We start from the raw sequence: 24,253 nt of genomic DNA, 5'->3' as shown, positions 1-24,253 counted from the left end.
TATGAGCGCAGTTAATACTCGCCAATCACTTGCGCTATTTATCAGTGCTGCAGCTGCTTTATTTAGCTTATTTGCAGCACTTAGTTTTGGCGCAGCAGAGACCTCACTTCAAGATGTATTTAATAGCTTTTTACTCTCAAATGATGCGTCTTTTAATTCGCGTATTATTTTTGAACTAAGAATGCCACGCACATTACTCGCCTTTTTAGCCGGCTCTGGCTTAGCAATTGCGGGGCTTATTTTACAAACGGTAACGCGTAACCCTTTAGCCGATCCTTACTTATTTGGTATATCGTCGGGTGCCTCATTTGGCGTGGTGTTACTTATGGCATTAGCAGGTATTAGCGCAGGTTTTATGTTATCGGCAGCAGCGTTATTAGGTAGCTTACTTGCCATGAGTTTATTAATACTTATTGCAGGTAGGCAGCAAAGTGCACAGGTAGAATCAATGCTATTAGCTGGTGTTGCGCTGTCGTTTTTATTTAGTGCATTTACCAGCTTGTTACTTTATTGGAGCGATCCTCAGGCGGTAGCCGCTATTTTATTTTGGACACTGGGCAGCTTTGCTCGTGCACAGTGGGCTACGCTTAGTTTGCCTTTATTGGTAATCACATTGTGTACGTTTGTAATGCTGAGCTTTAGAAGGCAGCTAAATGCTATGTTACTTGGCGATGAAAGCGCAATTACATTAGGTGTTAGGGTTCAGCGCTTTAGAATACTTATGCTGGTGTTGAGCTCATTAATTACCGCTGTGCTGGTGGCTATGTGTGGTGGTATTGGGTTTGTAGGATTAATGGTGCCGCATATTGTGCGCTTTTTTATATCCCAAGGCACCATCGCTGGCTTACTGGTAACCAGCTTGGTGGGCGGTACATTTATGGTGTGGGTTGATGTACTTTCGCGCTCATTGCTGAAAAACCAAGAACTGCCCGTAGGTGTTATTACTGCAGCTATTGGTAGCGTGTTCTTTTTGAGTTTATTGTTTTTTAGAAAGCGAAGGGTGTAATTCCATGAAAACCTTAATGGTGCAAGGCACTACATCAGATGCTGGTAAAAGCACTTTAGTTGCTGCCCTTTGCAGGGTGTTTGCTAAGCGAGGGGTAAAGGTTGCGCCTTTTAAACCACAAAATATGGCACTTAATAGCGCAGTAACAAAAGATGGCGGCGAAATTGGTCGTGCGCAAGCTTTGCAAGCAATAGCAGCTAAAGTAGAGCCAGAAATAGACTTTAACCCTATATTACTTAAGCCTAATAGCGACACGGGCGCACAAGTGATTATTCACGGAAAAGCCGTTAGTAATATGGAAGCGGGCAAATATCACGACTATAAAAAAGTGGCGATGGATGCAGTAATTACTTCACATAACCGCTTAGCTAAACGCTTTGAATTACTCCTTGTTGAAGGGGCTGGGAGCCCTGCTGAAATAAATCTGCGTGAAAACGATATTGCTAACATGGGCTACGCCGAAGAGGTAGATTGCCCAGTAATTATAATTGCTGATATTGATAAAGGCGGCGTATTTGCACACTTGGTAGGTACGCTTGCGTTGTTAAGCGAGTCAGAACAAGCGCGCGTAAAGGGTTTTGTTATAAACCGCTTTAGAGGCGATATAGGTTTGCTGCAAGGCGGGCTTGATTGGCTTGAAGAATACACAAACAAACCCGTACTTGGCGTATTACCTTATTTACACGACCTTGCGCTTGATGCTGAAGACGCCGTCGCAATTGATAATAACGTAACTAACGCCACAATTAATATTGCAGTGCTGCTTGTACCCCACATTAGTAACCACACCGATTTTGATGCACTGCGTTTGCACCCAAACATTAATATAAATTATGTGCGCCATACGCAAACGATCCCAGACGTTGATCTGATAATTCTCCCAGGCAGTAAAAATGTGCTGGGTGATTTAAGTTTTTTGAAAAATGAAGGCTGGGACACTCAAATTAAGCGCCACTTACGCTATGGTGGTAAAGTACTTGGTATTTGTGGCGGCATGCAAATGCTGGGCAATACGCTCAACGATCCCGAGGGTATTGAGTCATCATTAAAGCAAGTAAATGGGCTTGCTCTGTGCGATTTTGAAACCACGCTAACAACACAAAAAGTATTAACTAAAATAACCGCTACACTGCTTTTAAATAACCAATCAACACCCTGTAGTGGTTACGAAATACATGTAGGGATTAGCCAAGGTGCAGCGCTTAATAAGCCATTTTTAACCTTTGATGAAAGCCACCCACATGGCTTTACGTTTGATGGCTTTATTAGCGATGATAACGCCATTGCGGGCACTTATTTACATGGCTTATTTGATGAAGCCGATGCTACATCGCAAATTTTAAAATGGGTAAAACCAAGCGCCTCAATTAACCCAATTAGTATTGCCGCTCACCGCGAGCAGCAGTTAGAACGATTAGCAACCATGTGCGAAACGCATTTAAACATACAGCAAATTATCTCGATTTATGAAGGGCACAATAATGACTGAACAAAACAACGATAAGCATAAGCAGCGCCAACAAAAAGTAAAAGAACAAGTGGATGCACGTGTTGCCGCCGCACAAGATGTAAAAGGTATTTTTCAGGTAATTACCGGTAATGGTAAAGGTAAATCAACCTCAGGCTTTGGCGTTGTAGCACGCTGCGTTGGACATGGTAAAAAAGCAGCCGTTTGCCAATATATTAAAGGTACGTGGGAATGTGGCGAGCGTAATTTATTACAAGGTGCAGGTGTTGAGTTTGTTGTAATGAACACCGGTTTTACTTGGGATACGCAAAATAAAGAAGCCGATACTGCAGCCGCGCAGGCAACATGGCAAGAGTCAAAACGTATGCTTGCTGATAGCAGTATTGATTTAGTATTACTTGATGAGCTTACGTATATGGTGACTTACGGCTACGTTGATTTAGATGAAGTAGTAACAGCCCTTAATAACCGCCCACCCATGCAGTCAGTTATTATTACAGGGCGTGCAGCACATCGTACTTTAACCGACCTTGCCGACACAGTAAGTGAAGTGCGTAATGTAAAACATGCATTCGACTCAGGCATAAAAGCGCTCGAAGGGTTTGATTACTAATGTTTAAAGCGTTTTTTATTGGGGTGCTGCTTTTTTGTGTATCGGGCAGTGCACTTGCAGAGCTGGCTAATGATTCTAAAAAACTGCGAATAATCGCGCTTGCACCGCACATTGTCGAAAACCTATTTGCCATAGGGGCGGGCGATAATATTGTGGGCACAGTTGATTACGCCGACTACCCAAGTGAAGCCCAAAGTATTGAGCGCATAGGGGGTTATTACGGTATCTCGCTTGAGAAAGTATTAGCGCTTAAACCTGATTTAGTAATTGCGTGGAAAAGCGGAAACCAAAGCGAAGATTTAGCCCAAATAGAGCGTTTAGGTATAAAAGTGTATTTGAGTAACCCCGTCACAATCGCGGGTGTAGCCCACGAGTTACTTACTTTTGGTGAATTTACAGGGAATATTGAGCAAAGCCAACAAGCGGCAAGCGCATTTACACAAAAACTAAACGCGATTGTTAAAAGCCAGCAAGATAAAAAAGATATTACCGGATTTTATCAGTTATGGGCTGAGCCCATGATGACAGTAAGTAAAAACACATGGATAAATCAGCTGATTGAAACATGCCATGTAAGTAATGTATTTGCCGATAGCGTTACAGATTATCCGCAAATTAGTATCGAAAATGTTATTGTTACTAAGCCGCAAGTTATTATTATCCCTGATGAAAAATCAAAAACACCACAGCCGGTTGTTAATTGGCAAAAGTGGCCAGAAGTACCAGCAGTTAAAAATGATCAATTTATTAGCGTAAATGCCGATTTATTACATCGTTTTACTCCGCGCATGCTAGATGGACTCGCGGATATGTGTGTTAAAATAGACGCATCACGTAAACAGATTAAGAGTACACAATGAGCAATTGGGCTACATTTTTAGAAAGTGAATTACAGCAACCTTACATGCAGCAAACGTTAGAGTATGTGGCTAATCGCCGCAATGAAGGTGTTGCTGTTTACCCGCCTGAAGCTCAAGTATTTAGTGCTTTTGATGCCACCGCACTTAATGACATCCGCGTTGTAATTTTAGGACAAGACCCATACCACGGGGAAGGGCAAGCGCATGGCTTGTGTTTTTCGGTATTGCCTGATGTAAAAAAGCTGCCACCGTCGCTTAAAAATATGTACAAAGAGTTAGCTGTCGATATCAGCGGGTTTATTATTCCTGAGCATGGTTACCTGCAAAGCTGGGCAGATCAGGGCGTGTTTTTACTCAATACAGTATTGACCGTGGAGCAAGGGCAAGCGCATTCACATAAGCATTTAGGATGGGAGCAATTTACCGATAATGTAATTGCCCATATTAATAAGCACTGCGAAGGTGTGGTATTTATTTTATGGGGGGCACATGCACAAAAAAAAGGTAAAGGCATAGATAGCGCTCGCCATCATGTTTTAAAAGGGCCGCACCCATCGCCGCTTTCGGCGCATAGAGGCTTTTTTGGTTGTAAGCATTTCTCACAAACGAATGAGTTATTGCAAGCCCAAAAAGATAAGCTAATTAACTGGCAAATCTAATTTATTCTAAAGAACTCAAATTGTTTAAACCATTAAAAAAGGCTTCCAGATTCTGGAAGCCTTTTTGTTTAGTTGGGGCGTATTGAATTAAAAATCGAGCTCATCAATTGCAATACTGTCTGTAAAGTAGTCTAGTTCTTGTAGTTCTTTACGTAGGCGCTGTTTGTCTTTTATTGCTTCTATTTCACGCCATTTTCTTTTTTTATTTTTTTGAGAGGTTTTTCTTGTTGTATCTGGTCCTTCTAATATCTCTAATATATCGTTTAGGCTATCCATGAACTTCTCCTATTGATTTTATTGACCTCAAGAATACCTATACCACAGGCCTAGTTAAAATAGAATAAAAAAGTGACAGTTATGTTACATAAGTGTGATTAATTGATGAAGGTTTATACGAAGATTATATGAAGGTTAAATAGAGAAGTAGCCAATTTTAGGCATAAAAAAACGCCGCTATTGCGACGTTTTCTAAAACACGATTATAGCAAATTACATTGCTTTAAAACGCGCTTCTAGTTGTTCTTGTGCATCAGCAAAAGAGCGAATACCTTCAGCCAGTTTTTCAGTAGCCATAGCATCTTGGTTATGTAACCAACGGAACTGCGCTTCTGTAAGTGGTTCTGGTTTTGGCTCTTTAGGAATATCTGTTTCTAGCAAGTATTCCTGTGCGCCTTCAAGGTTACCTAAATCTTCTAAAAGATTAGGGCTAATAGTTAGCTTGTCACAACCTGTAAGTGCAATAATTTCGCCTGTATTACGGAAACTTGCACCCATCACAACTGTTTTGTAGTCATGGCGTTTGTAAAATTCAAAAATGCTGCGTACAGACTGAACACCTGGATCTTGTAGCGGATCGGTTGGTTTTTCCATACCGTTAGCAACATGCCAATCTAAAATACGACCAACAAATGGCGAAATTAGAAATACGTTTGCATCGGCACATGCGCGAGCTTGGGCATCGCTAAATAATAAAGTAAGGTTACATTTAGTACCTTCTTTTTCTAGCTGCTCAGCGGCTTTAATGCCTTCCCACGTAGACGCTACTTTGATTAAAATTTTATCTTTGCTTACACCTTCTTTTTCGTAAAGGCTAAGTAGAGTATGTGCTTTATCAATAGTCGCTTGCGTATTAAACGAAAGGCGTGCATCTACTTCAGTAGAAATATAACCAGGTACAATCTCACTAATTTCTTTACCAAGTAACACGGCAAAGTAATCACATGCTAGTTCAAGTTGTTTAGCTGGCTCTTGCTCGGTTTCTTTTGCATAGCTCCAAGCTTTATCTAGGTAAGGCTTATATGCTTCAATCTCGCTCGCTTTTAATAAAAGCGACGGGTTTGTAGTTGCATCTTCTGGTTGATGCTTTTTAATAGCTTCAATATCACCAGTGTCGGCTACGATAGATGAATGTTGTTTTAGCCTTTGTAGAGCTGAAGTCATTTGCTTTCCTCATTCCAAGCAAGTTAAAAGAAAAATCTAATCACTCTTAATATATACAATCCATACTGCAACAGTGTGACAATGCTTGATAGGTCTTATGTCCTTATCAATAGAAAAACGGCAATGCATGGGTTATTAAGAGAGGATTTATTTAAACAAAACGTGCTTTTCGTTTCATTTAATGTTGAAATTGACACTAAATAAATTACAAGTCAATAGCTAACTATGATCACTGTTATTTCACCTGCAAAAAATCTTGATTACGAAACGCCACCCGCAACAGACAAGTTCACTCAGCCTGAATTACTAGAGCACAGCGAAGAGCTCATGAAAGTATGCCGTGAACTAACACCAGCGCAAATTGGCAGTTTAATGAAAATTAGCGATAAGCTATCTGGGCTTAACGCAGCACGCTTTAGCGAGTGGGCGCAGCCGTTTACACAAAGTAATGCTAAACAAGCAGTGCTTGCCTTTAATGGCGATGTATACGGCGGTTTAGATGCAAGCACGCTTAAAGCTAGCGAGCTTGATTACGCACAAAACCATTTACGTATCCTTTCTGGCTTATACGGCTTATTAAAACCACTTGATTTAATGCAAGCTTACCGTCTTGAAATGGGCACTAAGCTTGAAAACTCGCGTGGCAAAAACTTATACGAGTTTTGGGGCAGCGTAATAGCGAACAAACTAAACGACGTATTAAAAGCACAAGACGCACAATACCTCGTTAACCTTGCTTCAAACGAATACTTTAAAGCGGTAGATAAAAAAGCATTAAATGCACAAATTATTACCCCACACTTTAAAGACTGTAAAAACGGTCAATACAAGGTAATTAGCTTTTACGCTAAAAAAGCACGCGGCATGATGGCGCGCTACATTATCGAAAATAAAGTAACGCAATTAAGTCAGCTTAAAGAGTTTACTGTGGCGGGTTATTACTTTAGCCCTGAGGCAACAGTTAAAGAGCTTGAGCCGGTATTTATGCGCGACGAACAAAATTAGGTCATAAGCTTAAATAAACAATTGAAAAGCCATGCATTGCATGGCTTTTTTGATACTGGCGTTATATTTGCAACTATATCTAATATTAATGAGATTATTAATTAAATAGGTGCAAACAAAATGATCAGTATTCCGTCAGTTGGCGAAGCCGAAAAACTAATAGAGGAAAAGCTCGGAGGGTGGTTTGATGTTGTTATCAGCCATATCCCTAATTTTATCGTGGCAATTGTAATTGCCATAGTATTTTCAATATTGGCGCGCTTTGCTGGCAAGCTGATGAAAAACGTGTTGCGCCGCTCTCTCGATTCAACGCAAATTGCCGACTTAATGGCGTCAATATTTAAAGTTATTGTGTTGTGCATAGGTTTATTTATAGCGCTCGATTTTGTTGGCTTAAAAGGCACTGTTACTTCGCTACTTGCTGGTGCGGGTATTGTGGGTTTAGCCATTGGTTTTGCGTTTCAAGACATGACCGAAAACCTAATTGCAGGTATAGCAATGGGTGTACGTAAGCCATTTAAAACAGGTGACGTAATAGAAACCGATGATGTGTTTGGTTCGGTGCATTCTATAAACCTACGTAACACGCTAATAGAGAGCTTTTACGGGCAACTAATACTTGTACCAAACAAAGTCTTATTTAGAAATGTACTAAAAAATTACACCACGCTAGGTATAAGACGTATAGAAGTACCCGTAGGTATTTCGTATGGCGACGACATAGAAAAAGCAAAAGACGTTATAGTCGATAAAATTAACGAATTTGACTTTGTAATACGTAAAGACGAAACCGCTGTATACGCTGAAGGTTTTGGCGACAGCAGCATTAACTTACTGGTGTGGTTTTGGATTAAATACCCAGGCGAGCCTGACTTTATGACGGTACGCCACAAAGGTGTTGTTGCCGTTAAGCAAGCATTAGACGAAGCTGATATTAGTATTCCTTTCCCAATTCGTACTTTAGATTTTGGTATTAAAGGCGGTGAGAAACTCGATGCCATGATAAGCGATAAAATAAGCCAGCAGTCATCCAATAAAGACAGTAGCGACGGTGCTGACTCTAGCCAAAGTGAGTAATTTAGTTAAAACTCATTAGGCAAAAGCATTGGGAAATAGTTACTTACCAGCAGCGCATTTTTACAGAGTAAAATTGCGCTTTTTTTATAAACGGATTATTAGCTAAAAGTTTAAATACCTAGTTTTGTGTTTATTGAATATCAATTCTAATTAGTTGCGTTTGGTCATGGGAGTATTAACAAGTAAAAGTAGTGTTTACCCAACGATTTTTTTACTGCCTTTGCTGCACACTCTGAAATAACGCCCTCATCTATTTCAATAACTAAATCATCCTTTTTAAGCCCGTTAGGTCGGCTTAAGAATCTGTGTAAGCTTTTTCAGTATCAATTGGGTTAACTTAAGGGTTAAAAGAGCAAAGACAAACACGCTAGCGTCAATTCTAAATCTATCTTCTTAAGTATAAGTGTGAGCTATCGTTTTAAGGGGAGGAATAATCGTATTGCTTAGGCTTTATTTTATCTTTTTTACAGCAGCAAAACTTGCCTTAAACTGAATATAAAAAAGCGCAGCTTGTGTTGGAGTAACAAGCCGCGCTTATGAATTAGTTATACAAATAGGTTTTTGTGGTGCGTATTAAATAACGCTAATTTTGTTACGAATGATTTTAACCCCATCCATATTTTCTAAAAACTTTTGAGCTAGTGCGCGCTGAAAACCAGTTTGTGCTTCACCGTATAAATCTACTTCACCATTTTTTACCTGCACGCGAATATCACTTAACGCTAGGTTAGGATTAGTTCGTAGGGTGTTGGTGATAGCTTGTTGTAAGTTAGGTTGAGTGGCTACACTGCTTACTACGGCCATATTGGTTGCTGCACTTACTTTTGTAGCGCAAGCTAATAAAAATAAACAACAAAATGATACTAAAGCGATAGTTAACTTGAAGCGGTTCATAACTTAATCCTTACATTACGGTGAATAGTGCAGCCACAATATGGAAATTCCATCGGCTAGGTTATCTTTGTAGTTACAATTTCGGTGCCAATATTAACGCCATGAAATATAAGGGAATTTTATTAAGTGGGAATTCAGGTGGGCAAAAATTACATTTAAATGAGTATGAGTTACATGCTTGGGTTACATATGTAACAGGTACAAACAGCAGAGCCTGTAAGGCTTGCATTAAAAAAGCCGACAAAAGTCGGCTTAGAATAAAAATATGTTAGGTTACTTTTTCTTTTTAACCTTGGCCTTTTTCTTGGCTTTCATTTTTACTGGATCTTTACGCTTTTTAGCCGGCGGCTTAGCTTCTTTATGCTGTGGCTCAACACCTTTAATTACACGGCGTTTTAGTTTTTGTTCAACGTAGCGCTCTACTTTATACAAAATACCAATGTCGTGTGCTTCAACTAATGATATTGCAATCCCTTTTTTACCAGCACGGCCAGTACGACCAATACGGTGTACGTATACGTCGGCAGTGCGCGGCATATCAAAGTTAATAACGTGGCTAATGTCAGATACGTCAATACCACGTGCAGCTACGTCGGTAGCAATTAAGATACGTGTTTTGCCACTGTGGAAGTTTTCCATGGCTTTCATACGTTTGTCTTGTGGCATTTCGCCGCGTAACCAAGCTGCTTTAACGCCGTTATTGGTTAGCTCGCCAATCAGTGTTTCTAAACGCTCACGGGTTTTAACAAACACAATTGCTTTAGTCACGTCTGGACCATTTAAGGTATTTACTAAAAGCTCTAGTTTATGATGATAGTCATCGGCTAAATGTACCCACTGGTGAATTTTAGCTTTTTCTTTACGTGACGATTCAGCTTCTAATAGAGCTGGGTCGTTTAATGTTTTTTCAGCAAACCTTTCTACGCTGTCACCTTCGAGTGTTGCTGAGAATAAAAAACATTGGCGACGATTTTTAGCTTCGTCACAAATACGGCTCATTTCTTTTTTGAAACCCATATCTAACATGCGATCTGCTTCATCAATAATAAGCATTTCTACGTGTTCAGCATGAAAGTTTTCGGTTTCTAGGTATTCCATTAATCGACCTGGTGTGGCGATTAAAATATCGTTATTTTTTTCAAAAATTTCTTTATGCGTGCCGTAGTTAATACCGCCTGTTACTACACCAATTTTTAGGTGTGTGCGTTTAGCTAGCAGTTCACATTGTTCATGAATTTGATAAGCCAACTCACGAGTCGGGGTCATAACGAGGACGCGCGCAAAACCAGGATCACGACGTGGGAAATCCAGTAAGTACTGAATAGCCGGAATTAAAAATGCCGCTGTTTTACCTGTACCAGTAGGCGCAGATGCTAAAATATCGCGCCCCTGAAGTGCTTCAGGAATAGCTTGTTGTTGAATGCTGGTTGGCGTCTCGTAGCCCATTTTATTAATGGCATCGAGTAGCTTGTTATCAAGATCAAATTCAGAAAATTGCATAGAGTGTCTAAAATAAGGGACAATTACCCTGATTATACGCGCTATGCTGCGCTTGGTGAATGAAAAGGTGAAAAAATGTCTGGTTTTGTATTTAAACAATTTAAAGTTGAACACGACCACTGTGCAATGAAAGTTTCTACCGATGGCATTTTGCTTGGCGCATGGGCTAATTTAAGCGGTGCAAAGTCATTACTTGATATAGGCACAGGCACCGGCTTACTAGCACTAATGTGTAAGCAGCGCAGTAATGAGCTTGGTACAACTGCGGTAGAAATTGACGAAAGCGCCTATACCCAAGCATTACAAAATGTAGCTAATAGCCCGTGGCCAACTATAAGTATTACGCACCAAACTATTCAAAGCTTTAGTAGTGAAGTTAAATTTGATGTTGTTATCTCTAATCCACCGTATTTTAATCACAGTTTAAAAGGCGATAATGCTGCGCGTAATACCGCACGCCATACCGACGGCTTAAGTTTTGAAGAGTTAATAAATGCGTTTAAACGTTTAAGCCATAGCCGCTCTCGCTTTAGCTTAATACTCCCAAGCGTTGAAGGTGCATTATTTATTGAGCTTGCTACTCAAAATGGGCTTTATTTAAATACTCATTGCCAAGTAAAAGCCACGCCCAATAAAGATATTAGCCGCAGTTTAATGGCATTTAGCTACGTAAAAAGCGATTTAGAAACGTCAATTCTGTGTATTAGAAACTTAGATAATACCTACACCGCTGATTATATAGCCCTATGCAAAGCATTTTATTTGAAAATGTAAAGCAATTGTAAAATAGGAACGAATAACGCAAACTGACTAAAACCTATTGTTGAGAACAGATATGGATAGTCAGTTACCAAAATCTTTTATAATTATACTTGCCGTATTACAGGCTATTGCTCTTACCCTTTTGTATAGCAGTATAGAAAATAATGTGTGGCCAGCAACAAGCCCTACATTGTTAGTCTCACTTATTACATTTTCTATGAGCTTTCCTTTATTAATGCTAATGACCGTTAATAAAAATAATATAAAAACGTCGTTGCTTTTAATCCTTCCTTTTTCCTTGTTGTTATCTTTATTGGGGGCGTATGTTGGCTTTCAGCAAGAGCCTCAAGAGTACGTAAGTAATAACACTTTAATGTCAGTTTTTATTTTTACTAGTTTAATAGCTGGCTTTAAAGGCCTTATGTACATACAACAATTTGGTAGCTCAGAAAATGTTAGTTACAGTCGTTTATTTAAGCTCTCTTGGCGTAATTTTATAATATTTGGAGAATGCTGGCTGTTTGTACTTATTTTTTGGGGAATTCTAAATTTAGGTGCGGCTTTATTTGATATTTTAGATATAGAATTTTTCTCTGAGCTACTAAGAAATGAATGGTTTTGGATCCCAACCTTAACGCTCGCATTTGCCTTTGCGAGTGTCATATTTAGAAAGCTTTTGAACATAGAAGATAATATCGCTTTTTTACTACAAACTTTAATTAAGTTTTTATTGCCTGTTTTATCAGTTATTTCTCTCGGTTTTTTAGCAACACTTCCTTTTACCGGACTCAATAAATTATGGGAGACCGGAAGCGGCAGTTTATTAGTAATGTGGCTGCAGGTGCTCACGTTGTTTTTTGTTAACACTGTTTATAAAGATGACTCATCAGTTCGCCCTTATCACATGCTCTTGCACCGACTCGTTTTTATAAGCGTTGCGTTACTTCCAGTTTATAGTGTTATTTCTGCCTATGGAATTTACTTACGGGTAGAGCAGCATGGGCTAACAGTAGATCGTTGTTGGGGCATTTTGATTTGGTTTTTATTGGCGTGTTTTTCGTTTAGTTATCTTGTTGGAATTATAACAAAGCGAGACAATTGGCTAGAGCCGCTTAGCAAAATAAATATTGTGATGGGGTGGGTGGTGCTCGTTAGTATGCTTGCTGTTAACTCCCCTTTATTAAATTTTCAAAGCTTATCTACAAACAGCCAAATAGCGCGTTTAGATGCAGATAAAGTAACAATAGAAAAGTTTGACTATTACTATTTTGAGCACAGCTTAGGTCGCCAAGGTTATTTAGCTATGCAGTTATTAAAACAGAAAATTGAAACGAGTCACCCAGAGCAATACGCTATCATCGATAGGATGTATGTAAATAATGAGTTTGCTTTAACGCTTGAACACACAGTCGATGATTTTATTGAGCGCAGTGTATTTTGGCCATCACAAGTGCTAATACCTCAAGGTTTAATAGAGGCAGTATTTTCTGAACAACATTTTTACGATCGTAACTCTTTAAAAGAACATACTTACTATTTCATTGGCATGGATTTAAACAAAGATGATGAACTCGATTTTATAGTGATTGACGAAAGTAATGAAAATATATCCGCATATTTCTGGTTATTCGACATGGGTAAGTGGCGCTCAAAGTATATGAATGTCGAAAATCCTGAAGAGATTAGATACCTTAAAAGCATGATTGATAATAACGAATTATCTTTAGTTGAGCCTGAATATTCAAATCTAAAAATAGGGGATGTTGTTTTTAAAGTAAGGTAATACGTTGCTTTGTTTTTTATGCTACAGATCCTTAAACCTAAACTAATGATTATTAGTTTAGGTTTGTTGTTATTTTAGGTGGGGCGCTTTGGTAGTGTGTTTATAAATCACCTGTTATGATTAAGTCATTAGTCACTTGATTTAAAGACAACACAATGAAAAAGTTAAATAAAATAGCATTACTTAGCACGTTAGCAGCCACCATTTTTGCAAGCCAAAGTGTGCTTGCTGCTATTACGCCAGTAGGCCTTTGGAAAACGATTGATGAGGATACAAACCAAGCTAAGTCGTATGTACGTATTACCCAAACCAACGGTGTATTAAGCGGCAAAGTTGAAACCATTCTTAACCCTGCAAAACAAAATGATATATGCAGTAAGTGTGATGATGAGCTAAAAGATCAGCCTATTTTAGGAATGACCATAATCACCGATGTAAAAGCACAAGATGATGGCGTATGGGGAGACGGTGAAATACTCGACCCAACAAATGGTAAAACCTACACCTTACAATTAACCCCGCAAGATGAAGGTAAAAAGCTCGAAGTGCGCGGTTACATTGGCTTTTTTTACCGAAACCAATATTGGCTAAGAGTTGAGTAAGTTTAACTACTTACTTAATTACTAAACGTTAAATAATTAAGCATTAACTGAAATCATTTTTGCGCTTTGCCTTTCTTACTCACTAAGCCTGCCATATTTAATTGGCATAAAATTTTGAGTAAATAAGAGGGTAAAATATGATTAAGTACATAGTTGCTTTAATAATGCTTAGCACACTGTTAATAAGCGGTGGGGCAAACGCAAAGGATGATGCGGTAAACACGGGCTGGTTTAATAACACGGCTATTAAAGGGTATGACAGTGTTGCTTATTTTACCCAAAATAAAGCCGTTAAAGGCAGCGACAAATATACGTTTAGTTATTTAGGTGCCGACTGGCATTTTTCGAGTGAAGAAAACAAAACGGCATTTGCAGAAAACCCAAAGCGTTATGCACCGCAATACGGTGGCTGGTGCGCTTATGCAATGGCTGATGAGGGGAATGCCGTAGGGATAGATCCAGAAGCATTTTATATTCACGAAGGTAAGCTTTACTTAAATTACAGCCAAAGCGTACAACAAAAATGGTTAAGTAATTTATTGCCGTACATTGTAATGGCTGATGGATATTACCCACAAACGACCAATGTTATGACGTTTCAATAAATTACTCATATTATTAGGGTCTGTTGAACTGTGCGGATTAAAATTTGTTCAAACTAGGGGCTATTTAATCGCGGCGCGAGATTTGTAACCTAGTGGGCTAAGTAAAAACCGAGCAACAAAGAGTAAGTAGCCCCTAGGAAGAACCCTTTGGGCAGCGCCTGTTTGGCATAAATGCTACGTTATCGCCCATTTATGGGGAATAATCACACTGCATAGGCTCTGCCTTGCCTAAATACCAAACAGACTGCTGCAAATTTAACCTTAAAAGATCAACAGACCCTAGTTAAAAAGCCCGCAACTAAACTAGTTGCGGGCTTTTTACTTATTAGCTAATTAAAGCGTTTCGCTATATTCAGTCATTACCTGTTCAACCCATGTTGCAATACGCTCATCGCTTAGCTCGTATTGACTGTCTTCGTCGAGCGCGAGTCCTACAAACTGTTTACCATCAGGCGTTAATGCTTTTGAAGCTTCAAACTCGTAGCTACTGTCATTTGGCCAAAAACCAAGTTGAGTAAATGTTTGCGTATTTATTTCATCGTGTAGCATGCCTAGTGCATCTTGAAACCACTGCCCGTAACCTTGTTGATCGCCCATGCCAAATAAAGCAATGGTTTTACCATTTAGGTTTACGTCGGCTATGTCGTCCCACTTTGACTCCCAGTCTTCTTGTATTTCACCAAAATCCCATGTTGAAATACCAAAGATGATAAAGTCGTACTGCTCTGCATTTTTTAGTGGCTCGTCTTTAATATTGTGCAGGGTAACTATATCGGCACCAATAATGTTGCGAATCTTTTCTGCTGCCATTTCGGTGTAGCACGTAGTAGAACCAAAAAATAAACCAATTTGCATCGTATTTATCACTGTGTAATTGCCTGATATGATAGGCTCAAGTTTACCGTAAGGTATTTTTAATTGATACCTTAGCAAAGCATGAGAGCATAATGTGACAACGCTATCTGACGATTCTTTTGAAAATAACAGCAGTATGAGCAGTAATAGCGACTACCTAGAAACCTTTTTAGATAGCCTGTACTTAGAACAAGGCGTAAGCGAAAATACATTAAGCGCTTATCGCAGTGATTTAGATAAGTTTTGCCTATTTTTAAAAGGCGAAAATTTAATGACGGTAACGGGGCTAGACATAGAAAGCTACTTAGCGCATCGAGTTGATTTAGGTTTAAAACCACGCAGTACAGCACGTAGCATTAGTGCGCTAAAGCGTTTTTATCAGTACTTTGTACGCGAAAAAATAATTAGTGATTCGCCCATGCTAAACATAGCTCAACCAAAAGCCGGACAGTCGTTACCTAAAACACTCTCAGAAGCTGAAGTTGAGGCATTGTTAAATGCGCCCAACACAGAAGAAGCGATGGGACTGCGCGACAAAGCCATGCTAGAGCTACTTTATGCAACGGGGTTGCGTGTAAGTGAGCTTGTTGGGCTTCGTATGGAGCAAATTAATTTGCGCCAAGCGGTTGTGTTTATAAAAGGCAAGGGTAACAAAGAGCGCTTAGTGCCATTGGGTGAAGAAGCCATGTATTGGCTGGAGCAGTTTTTAAAGGGTGGGCGTGCACAAATGATAAAACACGCCACCGATTTTGTGTTCCCATCTAAGCGCGGAGTAGGCATGACGCGACAAACCTTTTGGCATAGAATTAAACACTATGCTATTTTGGCATCAGTTGAGTCTCCATTATCGCCCCATACCATGCGCCATGCTTTTGCTACGCACTTATTAAATCATGGGGCAGATTTACGTGTGGTACAAATGATGTTGGGCCATAGCGATTTATCAACGACGCAAATTTATACCCATGTTGCCAATGAACGGTTAAAGTCGGTACACGCAGAGCATCATCCGCGAGCGTAAGTTTGAAAGTAAATATTATTAAGCCGGTCAATATATTAAGTATTTTTAGGATAGAGAGAAGTTATGAAAAAATTAATGTTAGCAGGTGCCATGTTGTGCACAAGTATTAGTGCATTTGCAAATGGCGTTGCTGTAACACCAGATGCTAATGATCCTATTATTACTAAATTTGCCGAGCTTGGTGTAACTGTAAAGCAAATTAACCCAAGCCCAGTAGCGGGTTTAAAAGAGTTGATCACTAATAAGGGCGTGCTTTACGCAAGTCCAGATGGTCAATTTTTAATGCAAGGTACGTTAATCGATTTAAATAATCGTAACAACTTAACAGAGCAAGCATTAAACGGCGTGCGTGTTGAGGGCATTAAAGAATACGAAGATTCGATGATTGTGTACAAAGCACCAAACGAAAAACACAGTATTACCGTATTTACCGACATTAGCTGTGGTTACTGTCGTAAATTACATCGCGAGTTAGACGATTTACTTGATGCGGGTATTACCGTTAAGTACCTTGCGTTTCCACGTGGTGGCTTACAAGGTTCAGGCTACGCCGATTTAATGAACGTATGGTGTGCACGCGATCAGCAAGAAGCACTAACAGAAGCTAAGTCGGGTACAAGCACTAAAGTAGTTGCAGGCTGTAGCGCACCGGTTGCAGAGCATTACCAGCTTGGTCAAAGCTTTGGTATTAGCGGCACACCTGCCATTATTTTAGAAGATGGTACGATGATCCCAGGTTACCAGCCAGCAGCAGCACTAAAAGCAGCATTAGATGCTAACAAAGCGTCGTAATACGTTTTATAGCTAATAAAAAGGCCTTAATGGCCTTTTTTTGTCTTTTTAATACGACCCAATAAGTTAAAACTCTGCATGAAAAAACTAATCATTGCGCGTGAAAACGTTGACGACTCGCATCTACCGAGTAATTTACACCCTGTAATTAAACAAATTTATGCTAACCGCAATGTATTTAATGCCGACGAGCTAAATAACAGCGTAGCTACGCTTCACGATTTTAAATTGTTTAAAGATATCGACAAAGCCAGCGATTTATTAATTGAAGCATTAAAAGCGCAAAGCCAAATATTAATAGTCGGCGATTTTGATGCTGATGGCGCAACAAGTACTGCAACATTAATGCAAGGCCTTGAGATGTTTGGCTTTAAGCATTTAGATTACTTAATTCCTGACCGGTTTAGCTTAGGTTATGGTTTAAGCCCCGCACTTGCAGAGCAAATAGTACAAATAAAGCCTGATTTAGTGATCACCGTAGATAACGGCATATCGTGTATTGCTGGTATTGATATTTTAAAAGCGGTTGGTATTAAAGTGCTGGTAACAGATCATCACTTACAAGGTGAGCAGCTGCCAAATGCCGATGCAATAGTAAATCCAAATAGGCACGAATGTAACTTCCCGTCTAAATCTATAGCAGGCGTTGGCGTTGCTTTTTACTTACTAATAGCACTGAGAAGCGTAATGCGAGACCTTGGTTATTTTGAGCAGCAACCGCCGCCTAATTTAGCTAACTTGCTCGACATTGTAGCGCTTGGTACGGTTGCTGACGTGGTCGCACTTGATGCAAATAACCGCACCTTAGTACATCAAGGTTTAGCACGTATTCGCAGTGGTAAAACACGCCCTGGCATCACCGCGCTTATTGAAGTGGCTAACCGCAATGCTGCCCGCTTAAGCGCAAGCGACTTTGGCTTTTCACTTGCGCCGCGTTTAAATGCAGCAGGGCGATTAGACGACATGAGTTTGGGTATAGCATGCTTACTTAGCACCGATATAAATCAAGCACGTAGTATTGCCAGCGAGCTCGATAGTTTAAACTTTGCAAGGCGCGAAATAGAACAAGGCATGCAAGCCGAGGCGCAAGCCGTGCTTGATAGACTCGCATTTAGCGACGATAACGTCCCTGATGCAATCTGCTTGTTTCAAGACGATTGGCATCAAGGTGTTATTGGCATTTTGGCTGGTCGCTTAAAAGAAAAATACCACCGACCAACCGTTATATTTGCTGGTGGCGAAAATGGTGAAATAAAAGGTTCGTGCCGCTCTATAGAAGGGTTGCACATGCGCGACTTACTCGAAGGGCTTAATACTGCTGAGCCACACTTAATTAATAAATTTGGTGGCCATGCAATGGCCGCTGGTTTAAGTATTAATGAGCAACACTTTAATGACTTTAAAAAAGCATTTGATGCTGCCGTGAGTGCGCAACTGAGTGAAGAAAGTAAACGCTGCATTGTATTTACCGACGGTGAGCTGCCAAACGACTGCTTTACGATGGAGTTTGCTCAGCTATTAAAGCAATCGGGCCCGTGGGGGCAGCAATTTCCTGAGCCGGTGTTTGAGCACACCTTTGAAGTAATACAGCAGCGCATAGTCGGCGAAAAGCATTTAAAGCTGGTGCTAAAGCATCAATCAGGGCGATTAGTTGACGCCATTGCCTTTGGTATTGATGTAAAAGAATGGCCCGACACAGAAGCGAAGTTTGTAAAAGTAGCCTATCAACTCGATATAAATGAGTTTAGAGGTAAATTTACGCTGCAATTAATAGTTAGAGAGCTTGAAAAAGTGCACTAAAAAATATGCACAAATCATGCATAAAAGGCTAATAAAGCGCGCGGTTTTTTGTTAAAATCGGGCGTTTTTATCATTTGACGATAATTTGTTGCGAAAATCCCATGTAAAGGGGCGCAATTACCTAGCCATTTTGGAGTGATGTACATGTTTGAAGTGAATCCTGTGATTAACCAAATCAAGGAAATTCGCGAACGTACTGAATTGCTTCGGGGGTACCTTTGACTACGCTCTTAAACAAGAACGCCTAGAAGAAGTTAACGCCGAACTTGAAGATTCAGCCGTATGGAATGAGCCTGAACGCGCACAAGCGCTTGGCCGTGAAAAATCAGCATTAGAGGCTGTTGTTGAAACAATCGATAACCTTGTAGCCGGTACTGACGACGTTGAAGGTCTACTTGAACTTGCTGTAGAAGCCGAAGATCAAGATACCTTTGATGAAGCACAAAGCGAACTTAGCGATCTAAACGAGCAGTTAGAAGGTTTAGAGTTTCGTCGTATGTTTTCAGGTCCTCATGACTCAAACGATGCGTACCTTGATTTACAATCGGGTTCTGGCGGCACTGAAGCACAAGACTGGTGTAACATTCTACTTCGTATGTATTTACGTTGGGGCGAGGCTAAAGGCTTTAAAGTTGAGCTAGTTGAAGCAACCGACGGTGATGTTGCCGGTATTAAAGGCGCAACAGTTCGCTTTGTTGGCGAATACGCTTACGGTTGGTTACGTACAGAAACAGGCGTTCACCGTTTAGTGCGTAAAAGCCCGTTTGACTCAAGTGGTCGTCGTCATACCTCATTTGCTTCTGCGTTTGTATACCCAGAGATTGACGATAATATTGAAATTGATATTAATCCGTCAGATCTACGTATAGACGTTTACCGTGCATCAGGCGCGGGTGGTCAGCACGTTAATACCACCGAATCGGCGGTTCGTATTACTCACGTACCAACAAATACCGTAGTGCAGTGTCAAAACGAGCGTTCACAGCATAAAAATAAAGCCCAAGCGATGAAGCAGTTAAAAGCTAAATTATTTGAGCTTGAGCTACAGCAGCAAAATGCTGAGAAACAAACGCAAGAAGACGCTAAATCTGATATAGGTTGGGGTAGCCAAATACGTTCATACGTACTTGATGACGCACGTATTAAAGATTTACGCACAGGCGTTGAAAACCGCAATACCCAATCGGTACTTGACGGTAACTTAGATAAATTTATTGAAGCCAGCCTTAAATCTGGCCTATAACCACCAAGCTAATAAAGAGCTAAAAAATGACTGATAAAATCCAAGACGAAAACAAGTTAATCGCTGAGCGTCGTGGCAAGTTAGACGCGATACGCGAAAATTGCCCAGCCAACGGTCATCCAAACCAATTCCGTCGTGAGCATTACACGGCTGATTTGCAAGCCCAGTTTGGTGATAAGAGCAAAGAAGAATTAGTTGAACTACAAGAAGTTGTGTCTATTGCTGGACGTATTTTAGCAAAGCGTGGACCGTTTTTTGTAATTCAAGACATGAAAGGTCGCGTACAAGCGTATGCATCTAAAGATGTTCAAAAAGACCTTAAAGAAAAATATGGTCAGCTAGACACTGGCGATATTATAGGTGTTAAAGGCGCGCTAAATAAATCGGGCAAAGGCGATTTATACGTAGAAATGACTGAGTATCAATTACTAACTAAGTCACTTCGCCCGTTACCTGAAAAATTCCATGGCTTATCAGATCAAGAAACAAAGTACCGCCAACGTTATGTTGACTTAATTACTAACGAAGCAACGCGCGAAACATTCCGCATTCGCTCACAAGTAGTTGAAGGCATTCGTCGCTTTTTAGCAGACCGTGACTTTATGGAAGTAGAAACACCTATGCTACAGGTTATACCTGGTGGTGCATCTGCGCGTCCGTTTGTAACTCACCATAACGCGCTTGATATCGACATGTACCTACGTATAGCGCCAGAGCTTTACTTAAAGCGCTTAGTGGTAGGTGGTTTTGATCGTGTATTTGAAATTAACCGTAACTTCCGTAACGAAGGGTTATCTACACGTCACAACCCAGAATTTACAATGATTGAATTTTACCAAGCATACGCTGATTACATCGACCTGATGAACATCACCGAAGATATGCTACGTACTGTTGCAGAAAACGTACTAGGTAGTGCAATTGTAGTTAATACAACTAAGGACGAAAACGGCGAAGTTATCGATTCAGTTGAATACGACTTTGGTCAACCGTTTACACGTTTAAGTATGGCGGATGCTATCTTAAAATATAACCCTGAGTTTGATGCTGCGGTATTTAACGACCCAGAAAACCATTTTGAAGAGTTAAAAGCGTACGCTAAACAAGTGCACGTTAAAATTCCTGAAAACTGTGTTTGGGGCCCAGGTAAGTTTCTTTGTGAAATATTTGAAGAAACAGCAGAGCACATGCTTATTCAACCTACGTTTATTACTGGTTACCCGTGGGAAGTATCACCACTTGCACGCCGTAACGACGAAAACCCATTTGTTACCGACCGTTTTGAGTTTTTTGTTGGCGGCCGTGAACTTGCAAATGGTTTCTCTGAGCTTAACGATGCACAGGACCAAGCTGAGCGCTTCACTCGTCAAGTTGAAGAGAAAGACGCAGGCGATGATGAAGCAATGCACTACGACGAAGACTACATACGCGCACTAGAGTACGGCTTACCGCCAACGGCTGGTGAAGGTATTGGTATTGACCGTTTAGTAATGTTGTTTACTGATTCATCAACAATTAAAGACGTTATTTTGTTCCCGCATATGCGTCCACAAGCTGACTAAGCTTTAGTAGAACAAAGTAAGTTAATAAACGCCGCTTAATAGCGGCGTTTTTTTTACTTATAATTAGTGTTTTAATTAATAAGTACTACACTAAAAATTAAAGGTAATTATTAGTGCTGATTAATGTGCAATTCAGCTTCACTAACTTATTGTTATTGGAAGTTTTTAATATTAAAACTAACAGTGCTATAACTTTTTAGTATGATTCTTTTTTAAACATATGTTGTGTTTGTACAAAGGTTTTAGCTAGAATACGCACGAAATTTACACTGCTGGTATTTAGCAGTTAAATATAGATTCTTAAAGGACTTAGAATAATAGTATGAAAGACAAACGAGTAGATGATTTATCAGAAGAATGCACATCAGAGCAAGAACGAAACGCTTACTACCGTGCTTGTATCGCTGAATTTCAACAATTAGGTTACCAAGAACAGTATTTGGCTCAGTTAACTGATGACTTAGTTCCCGTGCTAGGTGTTAATCCTTCAAATAAAAATACGTAACCCGCTTAAATTTCAAACTAATTACACTTTTAAACCAAGCATATGTGCAATCTGTAACCATATAGTCGTTTTTGGTAGAAAAGTGTTTGACATATTTTCTGAAATCTTTATTATACGCCCCACAAGACGGAGAGGTGTCCGAGTGGCCGAAGGAGCTCCCCTGCTAAGGGAGTATAGAGTTTGTAGCTCTATCGAGGGTTCGAATCCCTCCCTCTCCACCATTTCTTTTAATGGCGTGTTTTGTACAATTTTAAAGTATGGGTGCATAGCTCAGCTGGATAGAGTACTCGGCTACGAACCGAGCGGTCGGAGGTTCGAATCCTCCTGCGCCCACCATACTTTAATAACTCGCTTAGAGTCTAAATAAGCAAAAGCTCTACTTAGAGTTAAAATAAGTAAACTATAAAGTGGGTGCATAGCTCAGCTGGATAGAGTACTCGGCTACGAACCGAGCGGTCGGAGGTTCGAATCCTCCTGCGCCCACCACTTTATAGACTCTCACTTAGAGTAAAAACAAGTAATAGTAAAAATGAAAGCGGGTGCATAGCTCAGCTGGATAGAGTACTCGGCTACGAACCGAGCGGTCGGAGGTTCGAATCCTCCTGCGCCCACCACTTTCATGTTTTCATACACTTTTAAGTGTAAGAAAAATAAACCGATGGAAATCGGTTTTTTTATGCCTGAATTAATACGCTCTGCTTAGAGTTTAAATAAGCAATCTATGAAAGTGGGTGCATAGCTCAGCTGGATAGAGTACTCGGCTACGAACCGAGCGGTCGGAGGTTCGAATCCTCCTGCGCCCACCACTTTCATAAACAAGCCGACATTAAGTCGGTTTTTTTGTGCCTAAAATAAAGTGAAATGTAAGCTACCACTCCCGTAGCCGCAGAGCTTGCTCGCGTGAGAAGCGCCAGCTTCTAATCAGTTATCTAATCAAGCCCACTTAACCCTTTTCTAAAGCTGCTCTTTATTATTACCTATGTTATTTTAAACGCCTTGTTTAAAAGGATATTGCAGTATGTTTAAAACCCTATTTATTACGTTGTTTTTTATTTTTAGCGCCATTTTTATTGCAAGCGTGCAAGCCAACGTAGCTAATAACTCACTTGTAGTAGGTGCGCAGCAATATGCTAAATATTTACCGCAGTTAAAAAATAAACGTGTAGGGCTAGTCGTTAATCAAACATCAAGCGTAGGGGAAACTCACTTAGTAGATACTCTACTGACTAAAAACATAAACATAACTAAAATTTTTGCACCTGAGCATGGCTTTCGTGGCGATCACGATGCGGGCGCCCATGTGAAAAATGCTGTTGATGGTAAAACTGGTATTCCGCTTATTTCTATTTACGGTAAAAATAAAAAACCAAGCCAAGCTGCTTTAGCCGATGTTGATGTCATTATTTTTGACATTCAAGATGTGGGAGTGCGTTTTTATACCTACATAAGCTCTATGCACTACATGATGGAAGCCGCTGCAGAGCAGGGGATAGAATTTTTAGTACTCGATAGGCCCAATCCAAATATTGCCTACGTTGATGGGCCAATATTAGAGTCAGAATTTAAATCGTTTGTAGGCATGCACCCAATTCCTGTTTTACACGGCATGACCGTTGGCGAACTTGCCAAAATGATCAAGGGCGAGGGTTGGATCAATAAAGCGGCCGATTTAAAATTAACGGTGATCCCTGTTGATCATTACACTCGCAAAAGTACTTACAGCTTGCCTGTAAAACCCAGCCCTAACTTACCTAACGATCAAGCCATTGCGCTTTACCCATCACTTTGCTTTTTTGAAGCAACGCCTATTAGCATTGGTAGAGGCACCGACTTTGCATTTCAAGTAATTGGCTATTCGCCAGTAGCATTAGGTGATTTTAATTTTACACCGCGCGCAATTAAAGGCGCTGCTTTAAACCCTAAATTTAAAAACCAAACCGTGCAAGGGCTCGATTTAAGACAAGCAAATATCACAGGTTTAAATTTAACTTACTTAATAAATGCGTACACGAAGCTTACTAAAAATAACATCTCGCTTTTTGAGCGCGCTGACTTTATGGATAAACTAGCGGGTACTAATAAATTGCGCTTAGCTATTGAAGCAGGGCAATCAGAAGCGCAAATAAAACAAAGCTGGCAGGCGGGGCTTGCGCAATTTAAAGCGCAAAGAGCGCCTTACTTGTTATATAAATAAGGGCTAA

The 24,253-nt window shown here is 40.1% G+C and carries 23 protein-coding genes and 5 tRNA genes; 23 read left to right on the top strand and 5 right to left on the bottom strand.

The annotated features are described in order from the left end of the window. Window position 1: 1 nt before the first annotated feature. Genes H5161_RS00980 through ung form a run of 5 tightly spaced genes read left to right on the top strand, consistent with a single transcriptional unit; the run spans window position 2 to window position 4,606 of the window. Complete coding sequence (locus tag H5161_RS00980; RefSeq protein ID WP_182711809.1) at window positions 2-1,006, top strand: iron ABC transporter permease; 1,005 nt, start codon at window positions 2-4, stop codon at window positions 1,004-1,006. Window positions 1,007-1,010: 4 nt separating this feature from the next. Beyond that, entirely contained in the window at window positions 1,011-2,495 is a 1,485-nt protein-coding gene (locus tag H5161_RS00975; RefSeq protein ID WP_182738336.1) for a cobyric acid synthase, read from the top strand. Continuing rightward, the gene (gene cobO, locus H5161_RS00970; protein WP_007376484.1) at window positions 2,488-3,087 is read left to right on the top strand and encodes a cob(I)yrinic acid a,c-diamide adenosyltransferase; all 600 of its coding nucleotides are present in this window, start codon (window positions 2,488-2,490) and stop codon (window positions 3,085-3,087) included. Before H5161_RS00975 ends, cobO begins: the two co-directional genes overlap by 8 nt. Continuing rightward, a complete protein-coding gene (locus H5161_RS00965; protein WP_182732938.1) occupies window positions 3,087-3,947 on the top strand; it encodes a cobalamin-binding protein in 861 nt (286 codons plus the stop codon). Before cobO ends, H5161_RS00965 begins: the two co-directional genes overlap by 1 nt. Continuing rightward, complete coding sequence (gene ung / locus H5161_RS00960) at window positions 3,944-4,606, top strand: uracil-DNA glycosylase (protein ID WP_024604200.1); 663 nt, start codon at window positions 3,944-3,946, stop codon at window positions 4,604-4,606. Before H5161_RS00965 ends, ung begins: the two co-directional genes overlap by 4 nt. A gap of 87 nt (window positions 4,607-4,693) precedes the next feature. Here ung and H5161_RS00955 read toward each other — a convergent pair whose 3' ends face one another. Next, window positions 4,694-4,882 carry a DUF3545 family protein gene (locus H5161_RS00955; RefSeq protein WP_002961395.1) on the bottom strand — a complete coding sequence of 63 codons (189 nt, stop codon included), beginning with the start codon at window positions 4,880-4,882 and terminating at the stop codon, window positions 4,694-4,696. Between the two features lie 213 nt (window positions 4,883-5,095). Beyond that, window positions 5,096-6,046 (bottom strand): transaldolase, encoded by a 951-nt coding sequence (tal, locus tag H5161_RS00950; RefSeq protein WP_002961397.1) that lies wholly within the window; start codon window positions 6,044-6,046, stop codon window positions 5,096-5,098. 225 nt (window positions 6,047-6,271) lie between these two features. Between tal and yaaA the strand changes: the two genes are divergently transcribed. Both yaaA and H5161_RS00940 read left to right on the top strand, forming a co-directional pair. Continuing rightward, a complete protein-coding gene (gene yaaA, locus H5161_RS00945; protein ID WP_002961399.1) occupies window positions 6,272-7,051 on the top strand; it encodes a peroxide stress protein YaaA in 780 nt (259 codons plus the stop codon). 120 nt (window positions 7,052-7,171) lie between these two features. Beyond that, the gene (locus H5161_RS00940) at window positions 7,172-8,128 is read left to right on the top strand and encodes a mechanosensitive ion channel family protein (protein ID WP_024596180.1); all 957 of its coding nucleotides are present in this window, start codon (window positions 7,172-7,174) and stop codon (window positions 8,126-8,128) included. Between the two features lie 573 nt (window positions 8,129-8,701). Here H5161_RS00940 and H5161_RS00935 read toward each other — a convergent pair. Together H5161_RS00935 and srmB are read right to left on the bottom strand one after the other, a co-directional pair. Continuing rightward, window positions 8,702-9,022, bottom strand: a complete 321-nt coding sequence (locus H5161_RS00935) for a BON domain-containing protein (protein WP_010553266.1) — start codon at window positions 9,020-9,022, stop codon at window positions 8,702-8,704. Window positions 9,023-9,295: 273 nt separating this feature from the next. After that, window positions 9,296-10,522, bottom strand: a complete 1,227-nt coding sequence (gene srmB, locus H5161_RS00930; RefSeq protein ID WP_002961405.1) for an ATP-dependent RNA helicase SrmB — start codon at window positions 10,520-10,522, stop codon at window positions 9,296-9,298. A gap of 75 nt (window positions 10,523-10,597) precedes the next feature. Between srmB and H5161_RS00925 the strand changes: the two genes are divergently transcribed. From H5161_RS00925 to H5161_RS00910, 4 genes are all read left to right on the top strand, one after another. After that, on the top strand, window positions 10,598-11,296 hold the full coding sequence (locus tag H5161_RS00925) for a tRNA1(Val) (adenine(37)-N6)-methyltransferase (RefSeq protein WP_182768520.1): 699 nt from the start codon (window positions 10,598-10,600) through the stop codon (window positions 11,294-11,296). Between the two features lie 61 nt (window positions 11,297-11,357). Beyond that, window positions 11,358-13,067 carry a DUF4153 domain-containing protein gene (locus H5161_RS00920; RefSeq protein ID WP_182724696.1) on the top strand — a complete coding sequence of 570 codons (1,710 nt, stop codon included), beginning with the start codon at window positions 11,358-11,360 and terminating at the stop codon, window positions 13,065-13,067. A 155-nt stretch (window positions 13,068-13,222) separates the two neighbouring features. After that, entirely contained in the window at window positions 13,223-13,669 is a 447-nt protein-coding gene (locus H5161_RS00915; protein WP_182711816.1) for a DUF2147 domain-containing protein, read from the top strand. 137 nt (window positions 13,670-13,806) lie between these two features. Beyond that, window positions 13,807-14,274, top strand: a complete 468-nt coding sequence (locus H5161_RS00910; RefSeq protein WP_002961413.1) for a YHS domain-containing (seleno)protein — start codon at window positions 13,807-13,809, stop codon at window positions 14,272-14,274. 333 nt (window positions 14,275-14,607) lie between these two features. On the opposite strand, the gene fldB is transcribed toward H5161_RS00910, so the two are convergent. Further along, window positions 14,608-15,129 carry a flavodoxin FldB gene (gene fldB, locus H5161_RS00905; protein WP_182768598.1) on the bottom strand — a complete coding sequence of 174 codons (522 nt, stop codon included), beginning with the start codon at window positions 15,127-15,129 and terminating at the stop codon, window positions 14,608-14,610. Between the two features lie 94 nt (window positions 15,130-15,223). On the opposite strand from fldB, the gene xerD reads away from it, so the two are divergent. The 12 genes from xerD to H5161_RS00845 all read left to right on the top strand — a co-directional run bounded on the left by xerD (window position 15,224) and on the right by H5161_RS00845 (window position 24,246). After that, window positions 15,224-16,150 carry a site-specific tyrosine recombinase XerD gene (xerD, locus tag H5161_RS00900; protein ID WP_182768519.1) on the top strand — a complete coding sequence of 309 codons (927 nt, stop codon included), beginning with the start codon at window positions 15,224-15,226 and terminating at the stop codon, window positions 16,148-16,150. Window positions 16,151-16,213: 63 nt separating this feature from the next. Next, window positions 16,214-16,942: a bifunctional protein-disulfide isomerase/oxidoreductase DsbC gene (dsbC, locus tag H5161_RS00895; RefSeq protein WP_002961417.1), complete on the top strand. Its 729-nt coding sequence runs from the start codon at window positions 16,214-16,216 to the stop codon at window positions 16,940-16,942. Between the two features lie 78 nt (window positions 16,943-17,020). Further along, entirely contained in the window at window positions 17,021-18,742 is a 1,722-nt protein-coding gene (gene recJ / locus H5161_RS00890; protein WP_182695430.1) for a single-stranded-DNA-specific exonuclease RecJ, read from the top strand. Between the two features lie 144 nt (window positions 18,743-18,886). Then, a protein-coding gene (gene prfB / locus H5161_RS00885; RefSeq protein ID WP_100218355.1) for a peptide chain release factor 2 occupies window positions 18,887-19,985 on the top strand; the annotation gives its coding sequence in 2 pieces (ribosomal slippage) (window positions 18,887-18,961 and window positions 18,963-19,985; 1,098 coding nt in all). Between the two features lie 26 nt (window positions 19,986-20,011). After that, complete coding sequence (gene lysS / locus H5161_RS00880; RefSeq protein WP_002961420.1) at window positions 20,012-21,547, top strand: lysine--tRNA ligase; 1,536 nt, start codon at window positions 20,012-20,014, stop codon at window positions 21,545-21,547. A gap of 322 nt (window positions 21,548-21,869) precedes the next feature. Further along, window positions 21,870-22,052 (top strand): hypothetical protein, encoded by a 183-nt coding sequence (locus tag H5161_RS00875; protein ID WP_010553261.1) that lies wholly within the window; start codon window positions 21,870-21,872, stop codon window positions 22,050-22,052. Window positions 22,053-22,180: 128 nt separating this feature from the next. Beyond that, a tRNA-Ser gene (locus tag H5161_RS00870) sits at window positions 22,181-22,273 on the top strand. Window positions 22,274-22,311: 38 nt separating this feature from the next. Then, window positions 22,312-22,388 (top strand) — tRNA-Arg (locus H5161_RS00865). Window positions 22,389-22,461: 73 nt separating this feature from the next. Then, window positions 22,462-22,538: transfer RNA gene (locus H5161_RS00860), tRNA-Arg, on the top strand. Window positions 22,539-22,589: 51 nt separating this feature from the next. Further along, window positions 22,590-22,666, top strand: a tRNA-Arg gene (locus H5161_RS00855). Window positions 22,667-22,781: 115 nt separating this feature from the next. Further along, window positions 22,782-22,858 (top strand) — tRNA-Arg (locus tag H5161_RS00850). Between the two features lie 212 nt (window positions 22,859-23,070). Beyond that, window positions 23,071-24,246: an exo-beta-N-acetylmuramidase NamZ domain-containing protein gene (locus tag H5161_RS00845; RefSeq protein ID WP_182768518.1), complete on the top strand. Its 1,176-nt coding sequence runs from the start codon at window positions 23,071-23,073 to the stop codon at window positions 24,244-24,246. Window positions 24,247-24,253: the final 7 nt, after the last annotated feature.

The organism is Pseudoalteromonas sp. SG43-5 (assembly GCF_014164345.1).
In the GTDB taxonomy this organism is placed as follows: Bacteria; Pseudomonadota; Gammaproteobacteria; order Enterobacterales; family Alteromonadaceae; genus Pseudoalteromonas; species Pseudoalteromonas distincta.
The sequence above is the reverse complement of the archived record's forward strand: the minus strand, read 5'-3'. Positions and strand labels throughout refer to the sequence as shown.